This is a genomic window from Marinovum sp. PR37 (genome assembly GCF_028807375.1).
Classification (GTDB): Bacteria; Pseudomonadota; Alphaproteobacteria; order Rhodobacterales; family Rhodobacteraceae; genus Marinovum; species Marinovum algicola.
This window is the reverse complement of sequence record NZ_JARAML010000016.1, coordinates 12885-25464: the sequence shown is the minus strand read 5'-3', so window position 1 is coordinate 25464 and position 12580 is coordinate 12885. Positions and strand designations below refer to the sequence as shown.

The following is a 12580-nucleotide window of genomic DNA, read 5'->3' as shown; positions in this document are numbered from 1 at the left end:
AACCGCTCGCAGCTCAGCTTGCCAGCAGCCAGACCCTGTCCGGGTCGATGTCGAGCCAGACCGGGGTATCGACCTCCACCAGCCGCCGCGCCTGTTCGGTGACGGTGATCCGATGAGCGCCGCAATCGACCGTGTAGTTGACGCTGGCGCCAAAGAAATCGCGCGCCACCACCTTGCCCGGAACGCCTCCCTGCGTCGGTTGGGTGATCATCAGGTCGATCGCCTCGCTGCGCAGCATCACCTGCACGTTCTCTCCGGCGCCAAAGCCCGGTCGCGGTGCCACCCGGATCGCGCCGACGCCGGTTTCGGCCAGATCGTCGGCTTTCATCGCGGCGGGGACGATATTGGTCGCCCCCATGAAATCGGCGACATCGAGATTGGCCGGCTGACGATAGAGCCGGTCGGGCGCATCATATTGCGCCAGATGGCCGTCAAAGATCACCGCCACCCGGTCGGCCAACTCCATCGCCTCGACCTGGTCATGGGTGACAAAGATCGTGGTGATGCCGAAGCGTTGTTGCAGGTCGCGGATAAAGCGCCGCATCTCGCCGCGCAGCTTGGTGTCGAGGTTGGCCAACGGCTCATCCATCATCAGCACCGAGGGCTTGGTGATCAGCGTGCGGGCAATCGCCACCCGCTGCATCTGCCCGCCCGAGAGCTGTGCCGGAAAACGGTGGCGGAACTGGCCGAGCTGCACCACATCGAGCATTTCTTCCAGCCGATCGGCGATCTCGGCGCGCGGCGTGCCACGCACGCTCAGCCCGAAAGCCACGTTCTTCTCCACCGTCATATGCGGGAACAGCGCATAGCGCTGAAAGACCATGCCGACATTGCGGTCCTGCACCGGCTGTTCCGAGACGTCGTGATCGTCAAACAGGATGGCGCCGCCGCTCGGACGTTCCAGCCCCGCGATCATCCTCAGGGTCGTCGTCTTGCCACAGCCCGACGGACCCAGCAGCGCGACAAGCTCTCCCGATGCAATCTCCAGATCGATGTTCTCGATCGCCACGAAGCCGCCGAACTGCTTTCGCACGGCGTTGAGCTGGACCTTGGTCACATGGGCCTCCCTACAGACAATTTGTATTGTCTAATTAGTATGTACAAGTTCACACGCGCGAGCGGTTCTGTCAACCGATACCGTTCGCCAAACCGTCATGTTCGCTGATGATCTCCAGCGGCTCCATCGCCATCCAGGCGGCGAATTCGCGGAAATCACTGGCAAAAGATCCGGGCACCAGAACAAAGTGGTGATCGAGCCCGTGCTCCATCACCGAAGTCACGATATCGCCGGCAGAGTGGGCGCCCCTGGCCGAGCGAAAGTCGGTGACCCAGCCGCGACAGCCGGTGAACCCCGATTCGCCCCCCGCCCTGACCTCGGCCTCGAAGCCAAAGGCGGCGCTGCCGTTGCGGGCCACCCGCAGCACCGTATGCGGCCCGTCGGGAAAGACGAAATCAGCGATGGCGCCGAAACGCGGGCCGTCCGGCGTGCCGCGTCCGATCATCGGGTGGTTGATCCAGGCGGCCTCGGCCCCACCCATGTAAAGCGGCCCGCCGCCGCCGTGCCACATCAGGATGCGGTCGGCGTCGAGCTGCGGCGAAGTCATGTCGAGCAGGCTGCCGACCCGGCCGGTCAGCGCCCGCGTGACGATCTGGGTCACCGTGCCCAGAACGTCGCCCTCCGAGGCCAGCGGCAGGTTGTCGACCTCTTCGAGCCAGGTGAAGGCGGCGCCGGGATGCATGCCCGGGTCGTCCTGCAAGGCCGGCCAATCCGACACCGCCAGTCCGGCAAAGCCGTCCTCGGCCACGATCTGCCGCAAGGCCAGCGCCGCCCGTGCGGTCAGCGCCATCTGCGCGTCCGAAACGCCACGCACCTCGGCCCGCGCCGCCATGGCCGCCACCTCCTGCGCCACCGGCTCGGCGCCGCAAGCGGCCATCGTGGCGGTCAGCCGATGCATGTCCACATGCACCGGCTCCACCCCGGTCGCACGCTTCAGCGTATCGGGCGAGACCGCCATGTTGTAGAAGGTCGGCGCCAGCCCGCCGATCACCCCGACCCGCGCATCGCGCAGCGCCGCCCGCGCCGAAAGGGCGCGGAAGCTGCGGCCCAACCGGGCGCGCAGGGCCGTGTCTTCCGACGCACCGAAATACCATTGCACCGGATTGCGACGCAGGTCACGCACGCCCCGCGCAATCGACAGGCTCATGTTGAGCGACACAAAGTTGTTGAGCTGGATATCACCCTCGTGGCCGGGCTCGGGCGTGGCCCAGACCCCCATCGGCAGGTCCGACAGCGCGATCTGCCGCGCCACGTCGCCCATGGTAAATCCGCCATGCAGCAACAGGATGAACTCCGCCCCCTGCCCACGGCACTGATCCAGCGCCTTCTGCGCCTCCGCGCCGGTCATCGGCACGCCCTCGGCCTCGACGATCCGCGCGCCACAGGCCCCGGCGATCTCTTCAAGCGCGGCCAGCGCGGCGTCGAACACGCCGTGGCGCTCGGGAAAGTAGCTGGGCAGGGAGGCCTTGATCAGGCCGATCACGAGGGGCATGGGCATTCCTTGGGTTCAGGCCGGGTCGGCTTCGCGCCGCGCCCCGACAAGGGTGTAGGTGATGGGACCGACCCGGTAGACTTGGTCGAAAAACACCGGCCGCTGGTCATCGTCGAAGGCGGTGCAGGCCTGTGACAGGATCGGCGTATCGGGTTTGATGCCCAGCCATTCGGCGGCATCGGCCGGCGCGGCACAGGAGCCCACGGTCTCGCAGGCGCGGCCCCAGTCGATCTTGAAGCGGTCGGCGAGGATGCGCAGGATCGACTGATCCTGCCCCTGCTCCGGGAAATCCGCCTTGCTCAGCCCCGGCACCAGCCGGCGCGGCAGCCAGGTGCTGACCAGGAGCTTGGGTTCGTCGTCGATGGTGCGCAGCCGGCGGATCAGCGCCACCGGCTCGTCAAACAGCGCCGTGACCTCGGCGGGCGGGGTCGGATCCTCTTCGCGGATTTCGATCAGCCGGGCGCCGGGCATCCGCCCTTCGCGCAGCACCATGTCTGTAAAGGAGGTGAGGCAGGTGGTTTCCGGCGGCGACAGCGTGTTGACCAGATAGCCGCTGCCCTGACGCGAGACCAGATAGCCGGCGTCGACCAGCAGTTCCAGCGCCCGGCGCGCGGTGACCCGGCTGACCGCAAAGGATTGCGCCAGCGTCTCCTCCGAAGGCAGCCGGGTGCCGACCGAATACATCCCGGCCTTGAGCCGCCGCAGCAACTCGTCATGGACAACCTGATATTTCGGGGCCGCGCGCGTGTTCATCCTGATACCTTTCTGATGCGTCCAATTGATTGCATCAAATCACGCATCCGTCAGCCCTGCCAGACAGACTTGGTTTGCGAGTAGAGCGACAGCGCCTCGCGGCCCATCTCGCGGCCATATCCGCTCTGCCCCATGCCGCCGAAAGGCGAGGCGGCGTCGGTGTCGCCCCAGCAATTGGTCCAGATCGTCCCGGCGCGCAGCCCCGCCGCCATGCGATTGGCGCGGCCAAGGTTCTGCGTCCAGCAACCGGCGGCGAGGCCGTAGACGGAGTCATTGGCCCGCGCCAGCACCTCCTCCTCCTCGTCGAAGGGCAGCACGCAGAGCACCGGGCCGAAGATCTCTTCCCGCGCGATGGTCATCGCGTCGCGCACTCCGGCCAGCACCGTCGGCTGCACGAAATATCCGGCCTCACCCTGCCGCGCGCCACCGGCCACCGCCTCGGCGCCCTCGGCGCGCCCGCTGTCGATATAGCCCAGCACCTTTTCCATCTGCGGCGAAGAGATCACCGGCCCCAGGTCATGCCCCGTCGAAGCCATCCCCGGCCCGATGCTCAGCCCGCGCGCCATTTCGGCCAGCGCCTCGGTCACGCGCTCCAGCAGGGGCCGCTGGACAAACAGCCGCGCGCCGGCGGTGCAGGACTGGCCATTGTTGCCGAAAAGCGCCCAGAAGGCGCCGGAAATTGCGCGGTCCAGCTCGGCATCGTCAAAGATGACGTTGGCCGCCTTGCCGCCAAGTTCGAGCGAGACCTTCTTGAGGTTGCCGGCCGAAGCCTCGACAATCCGCCGCCCGGTCTCGGTCGAGCCGGTAAAGCCCACCTTGTCGACACCGGGGTGCGCCGCCAGCGCCGCGCCGGCCTCGCGGCCATAGCCGGGAATGACGTTGAGAACGCCGGGCGGAAAGCCCAGCTCGAGCGCCAGATCGGCGAGGTAGAGGGCAGACAGCGGCGTCTGTTCCGCCGGTTTCAGCACCACGGTATTGCCCGCCGCCAGCGCCGGCGCCAGTTTCCAGGCCACCATCAGCGTCGGATAGTTCCACGGCGTGATCAGCCCGCAGACACCGACCGGCTCGATCCGCGTGTAGTTGAAGCGCCCGGGGGTCGAAACCGGGATCGTCGCGCCTTCGATCTTGCTCGGCCAGCCGGCGAAATAGCGGAAATGCCGCGCCGACCAGACCGCATCGACATCGCGCGCCACCGCGAAGGGCTTGCCGTTGTCGAGCGCGTCGAGCTGGCCGAAGATCGCCTTGCGGTCCTCGATGGCATCGGCCAGCCGCCAGAGAAGCTGGCCACGGTCATGCGCCGTCATCTGCCCCCAGGGACCGGCGAGCGCGGCGCGGGCGGCGGCGACGGCATCGTCGACATGGCCTCCGATGGCACAGGCGACCTCGGCCAGCTTTTCGCCGGTCGAGGGGTTCTCAACCGTGAGGGCGGCAGCGCTGTCGACCCGGTCGCCGCCGATACGCAGCCCCTGAACCTTGTCGAGAAAGCCTGCCACCTCGGGCAGAGGGGCAATCATGCTCATGCCAGCGCCTCGCCCAGTTTGCGCAGCCGGCGCAGGCCCTCATCGGCCATCCAGGCTTCGGCGGCTTCGGGGCCCTCGGCGCCAAAGACATCGATCGCATCCGACCAGATCGCCCGACCGCACATGAAGCCCGCCACATCGACCCCGGCGGCGCGCGCCAGCTGCAACCCGGCCTTGAACTGCTCGAACGTCACCCCGGCGCTGAGGTAAAGCAGCGGCACATCGCCCGCCGCCTCGGCCGCCCGGCGAAAGGCCGCCTCGGCCTCGGCGCGGCTCATCCGGTTTTCGCCGATGCCCTCAACATGGTTGAGATTGACCGGCAGCTCGACCTTGAGAATATCAATGTTGAACTCCGGTGCCGCGAAACTGCGGGTGGCGCGTTCGACCAGCTCCGGCTTGATCCCGGCAAACTCCGCCGAGGCGCCGTCTTCGATCCCGCGGTCATAGACAATCGGCTCGAACAGGAAACTGACGCCGTGTTCCCGGCACTCGGCCCCGATCTGCCGCACCAGCGCCTGCTTGCGGTCGTTGATCGCGGCGGGGTCGTTGGGGCCGTAGTAGAGGAAGAACTTCAGCACCCCGACACCCAGCCCGGAATAGTCCGATACCTTCAGGTTGTCGGGCAGCACGGTGATCCGGTCGTCGTTCGAAATCCGGTAGACATCGGCCTCATAGGCCAGCATCGGCAGGCAGGGCGCGGCGATCTCGGGCAGCAACTCGCGGCCGTAGTAGGCATCGACCAGCAGCGTTGTCGCCTCGGCGCTCATGGTGCGCGCCACCAGCTGCTTGAAGCGGAACAGGTCGTCGTCGCGCGCGGCGTCGCCACGCGCGGTACGGAGCGCCGCCGCCAGACCGCTGCCCTGATCGACGGCGACGCCGTGGATCGGCCGGCGCTGGCTCAAGGAAATGTCGGTCATGTCTGGCCCTCCTCGGGGATCAGGTGAATTTCGGGAAAGGCCGGGCTGTCCTGCGGCGCGCACCACAGGCGCAGCATCTCGTCGTCCGGTTCGAGCAGCGAGATCGAGACGCCGCCCATTTCCTGCGTCGTGACAAAGCTGCCCACCATCGGCGCCAGCGGCGTGATGCCCCGGCGGCGCAATTCAGCCTCGGTCTCGCGCCAGACGGTGAGCAGTTCCATCTGCGTGGTGCCGCCCATGCCGTTGACGATCACCGCCGCGCGGCCACCTTCGGCAATCGGCCGGTCCTCGAGCAGCCGGGCCAGCATTTCCTTGACCAGCCCCGCGACCGGCCCGGTCTTGACCCGGCCGACGCCCGGTTCGCCATGCACCCCCATGCCGAGGTAAATCTCGTCCTCGGGCAGCGAAAACATCGGCTGACCGGTGAGCGGCGATATGCCCGGAGAGACGGCCGCCGCGAGCGTCACGGTACGGTCACGCACCGCCTCGCCCAAGCGCATCAGCGCGGCCTGATCCATCCCCTCCTCGGCGGCGGCCCCGAGGATCTTGTAGATGAACATCGTGCCGGGGGCGCCACGCCGGTCCTGCCTCCGCTCGGGCGGTGCGGCGGAAATGTCGTCATACATCAGCAGCGGCAGCACGTTGATGCCGTCCTCCTCGGCCAGCATGGTCGCGGCGCGGCCGTTGATGACATCACCGGAATGCTGCGAGATCAGCAGGATCGAGCCCGCCTTGCCGGTCACCTCGCGCACGCCGTCGAGGATCAGGTCGGCCGAGGGCGCGGCAAAGACATCTCCCACTACGTTGGCGTCAAGCAGCCCCTCGCCGACAAACCCCATGGCGATCGGCTCGTGCCCGGCGCCATTGCCGATCAAGAGCGTCACCTTTTCGTCTGGGTTCTTGGCGCCGCGCCGGCGGACCACCACGCGCGGATCAAGCGTGCCGCGTTTGACCTGCGGACAGGCAGTGACAAAGCCGTCGATCATGTCGTCGACCATCGTCTCGGCGGAATTGAACAGCTTTTTCATGTCGCCCCCCCGGTTTTGGCCAGCAGCGCCAGTATCATCGTCAGCGACACGGCGCCGGGGTCGATCTCTCCCTTGCCACCACCTTCGACATATTGCGCCCGGCCGCGCCGCGCGACCATCTCCACCGTCGCATCGCGGCCCTGTTCCGCCGCTGTCACCGCCGCGGCCAGAGCGCCACCGCGCAGCGCCGCCACCGCCGGCGAAAGCGCGTCCACCATGCTCTTGTCGCCGGGCTTCACCTGCCCCAGATCGCGGATCCGCGCCTCGGCCCGGGCCAGACCGGCGGCCAGATCGGCGCCATTGTCGAGATGCTGTTCGATCTCGTGCAGCACCAGGCCAAAAAGCGTGCCCGACGCCCCGCCAGAGGCGCGCATGAAAGCCTTGGCCCGCGCGCCATCGGCGGCGCCGGCGGCGCGGGTCAGCCCGCGCAGCAGGGTGCTGCCGTGATCGCCGTCACCCAGCGCCGCATCCAGCGCATTGAGCCGGTCCCGCTCGGTTTCGGCCAGATCGCGCAGGGCGGTGAAATATCGCTCAGCCGACATCGGCGAACACCTCCTTCATATGGGCCAGCGCCTGCGCCGCCGCCTGATCGGCATCCGGCTCGATATCACGCCAGATATTCAGATCGGCGCTGGTGGGGCGACCGGCGCGCACGAACATTTCGGCCACGATCCAGCCCTGATAGCCGATGTCCTTGAGCGCCCTTGCATCGGCGGCGAAATCGTAGCGGCCGCTGCCCGGCACGCCACGGTCATTGTCGGAGACATGGTAATGCACCAGCGTGTCACCGGCAGCGCGCAGGGCGGCGGGCGGATCCTTCTCCTCGATATTCATGTGAAAACTGTCGAGCAGCACACCGACATTCGCCGCCCCGGCCGCGCGAGCGATGGCGCAGGCTTCGGCGGCGGTGCTGGTCAGATCGCTCTCGAAGCGGTTCAGCGCCTCGATTCCCAGGGTCACGCCATGCTGCGCCAGATGCGCCTGCATCTGCCCGAGCGTTTCACCCGAGCGCTTGGCGCGGTCGGACTTGTGCGCCGGATCGAACTGCCCCCAGGGCGCGGCGACCACACCGGCGAGACGGGAGGAACCCAGCGCCGCGACCGTCTCGATCGCGCGCGCCAGGGTCTCGCGGGCGTGGTGCCGCACCTCCGGGTCGGCCGAGGCAGGATCGGCCTCGGGCCCCAGCCCGGTGGAACAGCTCAGCGCCACACCGGCATCGGCGGCGGACTGGCGCAGACGGGCGGCCTGCTCCGGCCCGATACCCAGAAGCGACAGCTCCACGGCGTCGAAACCGAGGGCCGCCGCCCGGTCGAACAGCGGCGCCGGATCCTGGGTCCAGCGGTCCATCCACAGACCGGCATGAATTCCGAATTTCATCGCATCCTCCCTGTTGCAGTCACATTAGTATGTACAGATTTGTTATGTCAAATCCGAATCCGCCGTTTCCCGCGCCCGAAGCGCCTTTCTGTTGATCTTGCCCGAAGAGGTCATTTCGAACCCGGGAACGAATTCGATTTCACGCGGCGCCTTGTAGGCGGCGAGCCGGTCGCGGACATGGGATTTCAACGCCTCGCTCAGCTCGGCCCCGGCGGCAGCGGATGCCGCAAGCCGGACAAAGGCCTTGACGATCTGGCCGCGCTCGGCGTCGGGCTTGCCGATCACCGCCGCCTCGGCCACGGCCGGATGCGCCAGCAGGCATTCCTCGATCTCCGCCGGGCCGATGCGAAAGCCGGAGGATTTGATCAGATCGTCGGATCGGCCCTTGTACCAGAAATAGCCATCGGCATCGCGCACCGCGAGGTCATGGGTGCGCATCCAGTCTCCCAGCCGCAGCTCGGCCTCCTTTTCGGCATTGTTCAGATAGCCAAGGTAGCGCGTCGGCGCAGTGGCCGGGGTCACGATCTCGCCAGGTTCGCCGTCAGCCACCTCGCGCCCCTCGGCATCGACCAGCGCCACCCTGTGGCCGGGATAGGCCACGCCCATCGAGCCGGGCTTGCGCGGGTAAAGCGCGGCGCAATTGCCGATCAGGTGGTTGACCTCGGTCATGCCGTAGAACTCGTTGCAGACGACGCCCAGCCGCTCTTCGGCCCAGGCCAGCGTATCGGCCGCCAGCGCCTCGCCGCCGGTGCAGATCACCCGCAGCGCCAGATCATGATCGGCGCGCGGGTCGGGCGTCTGCGCCAGCCGCTTGATCGCAGTGGGGGCGAGAAAGGTATGCGTCACCCGGTGCCGCGCCATGAAGGCATAGGCCCAATCGGCTTTGAACCGGGCCTCCGAGGTGACCACCGGCCGTCCTGCCAGCCAGGCCGGGAACAACATGTCGAGCAGCCCGCCGACCCAGGCCCAATCCGAGGGCGACCAGAACACCGCATCCGCGTCATCCATCGTCAGATCGAAGAACAGGCTGATCGAGGGCACATAGGAGGCCAGCACCCGATGGCCGTGGCGAATGCCCTTGGGCATGCCGGTCGAGCCGGAGGTATACATCAGCAGCGCCTCGTCATCGGCGCCGGTGTACTCAGGAACAAAGCCTTCGGGCGCAGGCCCCGCCAGCACATCGCGCAGCTCGGTCTCTTCCCCGGTGGTCTCGGCCACCAGCACATGCGCCAGCGCCGGGAACAGCCCCGCTGCCTCGCTCCGCAGCCCCGACCAGCCGGCCTCGGTTGTCAGCAGACAACGCGCGCCGCAGTGGTTGAGCGCATGGGCCAGCGCATCCGGGCCATAGAGCTGCGACAGGGTGACCGCGACACCGCCCAGCTTGCAGACCGCCATATGGCCGATCGCGGTTTCCGGCCGCATGCCGGTGTGCAGACCGATCGGATCGCCCCGCCCGAAGCCGAGCGCCCGCAGATGCGCCGCCAGCGCCGTGGCTGCTCGGTCGATCTCGCCAAAGCTCCAGCGTTCGAGGCTGCCGTCGGGGCGCTCAAAGACCATCGCCGGCGCCGCGGAACGTCCGGCGGCCAACTGCCGACCGACCGTCATCGCATAGATGTTGGCGTCCTCGGGAATGTCGATCTCGACGCCGCCGCCGCTGCGCCTGAGACCGATCCCGGCCAGGGCCTCGTCACTCCAGTCGGCGAACACTTCGGTTTTCATCTTCGGTCTCCTCCAACGCCAGCCACAGGCCGGCATCCTCTTCGGGCGGCACCAGATGGCCGCGACTTGTGGTCAGCTCGGGGGTCTTGATCCGTACCATCACGGCAGTATCGGCGCCGTCGAAACGGGCCAGCGCCCAGGCGGCCTCGGGGGTGTCGGTGCGGTGTTCGACGCGGGCGGTGCCGGCCAGTTCGATCCAATGGCCGTCCCGCGCGCCGCAGGCCACGCAGGTCAGCCCCGGCGGAAAGGCCACATGGCCGCAAGCGCAGCGCCGCGCCAGCGCCCGGCCTTCGGCCAGCGCGTCGAAATGCGGCGCAAGCAGGCCTTTGGGCAGAGTATAGTCAAGCCGCAGGCTGCGTTTCATCGCGGCGCCTCCAGGATCGAGACGGCGCAGAGCGTGGCAATGCCGCCGTGGGTGTCGACCAGCGCAAAGCCTGGCGGCACCGCCGGCCGCAACCCGTGATAGCGCCCTTCGAGCTGTTGCGCCGCCGCCAGCACCTGCGCCACGCCGGTGGCGCCCACCGGCGCGCCCTGCCCCAGCAGCCCGCCGGAGAGGTTGACCGGCAGCGCGCCCTCGGCGGTGAAATGGCCCGCGCGTTCCGCCGCCAGCACGTCTTGCGTCACCCCCAGCGCATCGAGCGCCTGCAATTGCGCGCCGGAAAAGCTGTCGTAGACCTCGGCCAGGCCGACGTCGGACAGGGCACATCCGGCCTGGCCCAGCGCCGCGCGCAAGGCGGCGCGCTTGGCGATGAACCGCCCCGGCGCGGCCCGGTCGCCCAGCCGTACCCGGTCATTGGCCACGCCCATGCCGGCCAGCCGCGCCCGGCCGGCCCCGGCAGGCAGATCCCCTGGCGCCGCGAGGATCACGCAGGCCGCACCATCGCTCAGCGGCGAGCAATCGAGCCGCCGATACGGCGTGGCGACGGCGGCCGAGGCGCGCACATCGGCCTCGGTCACATCGAGCGGCAGATGGGCAAAGCGGTTGTGCCGCGCGTTCTGGCGGTTGCGGGCGGCAACGCGGGCGAAATCCGCCTCGGTGGCGCCGGTCTCGGCCATCCAAGCCCGCGCCGAGAGCGCGTAGATCGCGGCCGAGCCGATGCCGCTCTCGCCCTCTGACCAGGCGTCGTAGGACAGGCTGTAGAGCGCACCGACGCTGGCCCCGTCGAGATGCGACGCCGAAGCATCGAAGCCCAGCACCGCCGCCCGCCGCGCCTGGCCGGAGGCCACCAGCGCCGCGCCGGCCTGTACCGCCAGATGGCCGGTGGCGCCGCCACCTTCGACCCGCTGCACCCGGATGCCGTGCAGCCCCAACGCATCGGCGATCATTGCCGCCGGATTGAGCTGCAAGGAAAAGAAATCGCTCTCGCTCGCCACCACCAGCGCATCCACATCCGCCACTTCGAGCGCCGCATCGCGCAGGGCCTCGTCAAAGGCCACGAGGCACCAGTCTCGCCAGGAGCTGCCGTCCTTGCGACGGTTGAACGGCGTCATCGCGCCGCCGGCGATCCGCAGATCCTTCATGCCCAGCCCTCGCGCCGGGCCCGCAGCACCAGCCCCGCCAGCAAGGCCAGCCCGGCCAGGTCGGCCAGGAACACCAGCGCCAGCAGGCCGAAGAGGCCAAAGACCGCCGCCGCCCAGGCCCCGGCGGCGGGCGCGGCCGCCATCATCAACAGACCGATCATCGCGATCACCCCGAGCCGCCGGGCAAAACCCGCCTGCGGCAGCCAATGCGCCGCCAGCAGCGGCCGCAGGATGGTATGCACCCCGTAGCAGCCGCCCTGGATCACCAGCGCCAGCAGCACCACCCCCATCCCCGCGCCGCCCAGCAGTACCAGCGGCGGCAGCAGCATCACCGTGAACAGCCCCAGCGCCGCCCGTTCGAGGCCCAGCCCTCCCTGCATCCGCTCCCAGGCCAGTCGCCCGGCGATCTGGGCCGGGCCGAGCACCATCGGCAGCACCAGCGCATTGGCCAGCCCGCGGGTCTCGGCCAGCTGCACCGGCAGCTGAAACAACAGCGCCGCATGGCCGAACATCAGCAGGGCAAAGGCTAGGCCAAAAACAAGCGTGCGCCCCCCCGGTGTAGCGGCACCGGGCACATGCCGGGCTTCGGGCGCGGGCGTGTCGGCCGGCTCTGGCGGCAGCAGCAGCACCCCGAGCAAGGCCAGCCCGGCAAAGGCGGCCAGGATCCACTGCCAGCCCAGCCCGGCCGCCGCCAGCCCCGAGACCAGCGGAAAGGTCAGCAGCGTGGCGAACCCGGCCAGCAGCGTCACCGCAACAATCGGCCGACGCGCCGCCGGGCCGAAGCGGCGGATCATCAGGCTGAAACAGGGGTCATAAAGCGACATCGCCATCGGCGCGCCCAGCAGCACCAGCGCGGCGGCAACCGCCCAGAGGCTCTGGCCCAGCGCCGCAATCAAAAGAAGCGCCGCGCCGCCCACCCCGGCCAGCCGCAGCCCGCGCGGCCCCCAGCCCCGGTCGACGGCGCTGCCTGCCAGCGGGCAGAGCATCGCCCAGACAAGAAACCCCGCGCTCACCGCCGCCGAGACCGCGACCGGCGACCAGCCCGTGTCGCGCAGCATATGCGGCAGCACCGCGGGCAGCAGGTAGTAGAAGGCCGACCAGAACAGCAATTGCGCCAGGGCATGGCGCACAACATAGCCACGGTCCTGGGCGGCAGGCGCTGGCGGAGTTGCTGCTTGGGTGGCCACGGCGGGAGA

Annotated in this window: 12 protein-coding genes; all 12 read right to left on the bottom strand. The window is 68.7% G+C overall.

Translation table 11 applies throughout. The features are described 5' to 3' along the window. Positions 1-13: 13 nt before the first annotated feature. A complete protein-coding gene (locus PVW49_RS14055; RefSeq protein WP_274590833.1) occupies positions 14-1057 on the bottom strand; it encodes an ABC transporter ATP-binding protein in 1044 nt (347 codons plus the stop codon). 70 nt (positions 1058-1127) lie between these two features. Further along, positions 1128-2549: an L-fucose/L-arabinose isomerase family protein gene (locus PVW49_RS14050; protein WP_274590832.1), complete on the bottom strand. Its 1422-nt coding sequence runs from the start codon at positions 2547-2549 to the stop codon at positions 1128-1130. Between the two features lie 15 nt (positions 2550-2564). Continuing rightward, positions 2565-3302 carry a GntR family transcriptional regulator gene (locus tag PVW49_RS14045; RefSeq protein WP_048535781.1) on the bottom strand — a complete coding sequence of 246 codons (738 nt, stop codon included), beginning with the start codon at positions 3300-3302 and terminating at the stop codon, positions 2565-2567. Between the two features lie 50 nt (positions 3303-3352). Continuing rightward, on the bottom strand, positions 3353-4822 hold the full coding sequence (locus tag PVW49_RS14040) for an aldehyde dehydrogenase family protein (protein ID WP_274590831.1): 1470 nt from the start codon (positions 4820-4822) through the stop codon (positions 3353-3355). Beyond that, positions 4819-5739, bottom strand: coding sequence for a tagatose 1,6-diphosphate aldolase (locus tag PVW49_RS14035; protein WP_274590830.1), 921 nt, complete (start codon positions 5737-5739; stop codon positions 4819-4821). The genes PVW49_RS14040 and PVW49_RS14035 overlap by 4 nt, the downstream gene beginning before the upstream one ends. Next, a complete protein-coding gene (locus PVW49_RS14030) occupies positions 5736-6767 on the bottom strand; it encodes a dihydroxyacetone kinase subunit DhaK (RefSeq protein WP_074837771.1) in 1032 nt (343 codons plus the stop codon). Before PVW49_RS14030 ends, PVW49_RS14035 begins: the two co-directional genes overlap by 4 nt. Then, positions 6764-7309 carry a DAK2 domain-containing protein gene (locus PVW49_RS14025; protein WP_074837769.1) on the bottom strand — a complete coding sequence of 182 codons (546 nt, stop codon included), beginning with the start codon at positions 7307-7309 and terminating at the stop codon, positions 6764-6766. The genes PVW49_RS14030 and PVW49_RS14025 overlap by 4 nt, the downstream gene beginning before the upstream one ends. Then, positions 7299-8144, bottom strand: coding sequence for a sugar phosphate isomerase/epimerase family protein (locus PVW49_RS14020; protein ID WP_274590829.1), 846 nt, complete (start codon positions 8142-8144; stop codon positions 7299-7301). Before PVW49_RS14020 ends, PVW49_RS14025 begins: the two co-directional genes overlap by 11 nt. Positions 8145-8186: 42 nt before the next feature. After that, on the bottom strand, positions 8187-9863 hold the full coding sequence (locus PVW49_RS14015; RefSeq protein ID WP_274590828.1) for an acyl-CoA synthetase: 1677 nt from the start codon (positions 9861-9863) through the stop codon (positions 8187-8189). Next, positions 9832-10227: a Zn-ribbon domain-containing OB-fold protein gene (locus tag PVW49_RS14010; protein ID WP_274590827.1), complete on the bottom strand. Its 396-nt coding sequence runs from the start codon at positions 10225-10227 to the stop codon at positions 9832-9834. The genes PVW49_RS14015 and PVW49_RS14010 overlap by 32 nt, the downstream gene beginning before the upstream one ends. Further along, on the bottom strand, positions 10224-11384 hold the full coding sequence (locus tag PVW49_RS14005; RefSeq protein WP_274590826.1) for a thiolase family protein: 1161 nt from the start codon (positions 11382-11384) through the stop codon (positions 10224-10226). Before PVW49_RS14005 ends, PVW49_RS14010 begins: the two co-directional genes overlap by 4 nt. Beyond that, positions 11381-12571 (bottom strand): MFS transporter, encoded by a 1191-nt coding sequence (locus tag PVW49_RS14000; protein ID WP_274590825.1) that lies wholly within the window; start codon positions 12569-12571, stop codon positions 11381-11383. The genes PVW49_RS14005 and PVW49_RS14000 overlap by 4 nt, the downstream gene beginning before the upstream one ends. Between the last annotated feature and the right edge of the window lie 9 nt (positions 12572-12580).

Excerpts from the sequence above, each read along its gene's own strand:
- PVW49_RS14050 (WP_274590832.1), bottom strand. The coding sequence starts at position 2,549 with ATGCCCCTCGTGATCGGCCTGATCAAGGCCTCCCTGCCCAGCTACTTT.
- PVW49_RS14045 (WP_048535781.1), bottom strand. The coding sequence starts at position 3,302 with ATGAACACGCGCGCGGCCCCGAAATATCAGGTTGTCCATGACGAGTTG.
- PVW49_RS14040 (WP_274590831.1), bottom strand. The coding sequence starts at position 4,822 with ATGAGCATGATTGCCCCTCTGCCCGAGGTGGCAGGCTTTCTCGACAAG.
- PVW49_RS14035 (WP_274590830.1), bottom strand. The coding sequence starts at position 5,739 with ATGACCGACATTTCCTTGAGCCAGCGCCGGCCGATCCACGGCGTCGCC.
- PVW49_RS14030 (WP_074837771.1), bottom strand. The coding sequence starts at position 6,767 with ATGAAAAAGCTGTTCAATTCCGCCGAGACGATGGTCGACGACATGATC.
- PVW49_RS14025 (WP_074837769.1), bottom strand. The coding sequence starts at position 7,309 with ATGTCGGCTGAGCGATATTTCACCGCCCTGCGCGATCTGGCCGAAACC.
- PVW49_RS14020 (WP_274590829.1), bottom strand. The coding sequence starts at position 8,144 with ATGAAATTCGGAATTCATGCCGGTCTGTGGATGGACCGCTGGACCCAG.
- PVW49_RS14015 (WP_274590828.1), bottom strand. The coding sequence starts at position 9,863 with ATGAAAACCGAAGTGTTCGCCGACTGGAGTGACGAGGCCCTGGCCGGG.
- PVW49_RS14010 (WP_274590827.1), bottom strand. The coding sequence starts at position 10,227 with ATGAAACGCAGCCTGCGGCTTGACTATACTCTGCCCAAAGGCCTGCTT.
- PVW49_RS14005 (WP_274590826.1), bottom strand. The coding sequence starts at position 11,384 with ATGAAGGATCTGCGGATCGCCGGCGGCGCGATGACGCCGTTCAACCGT.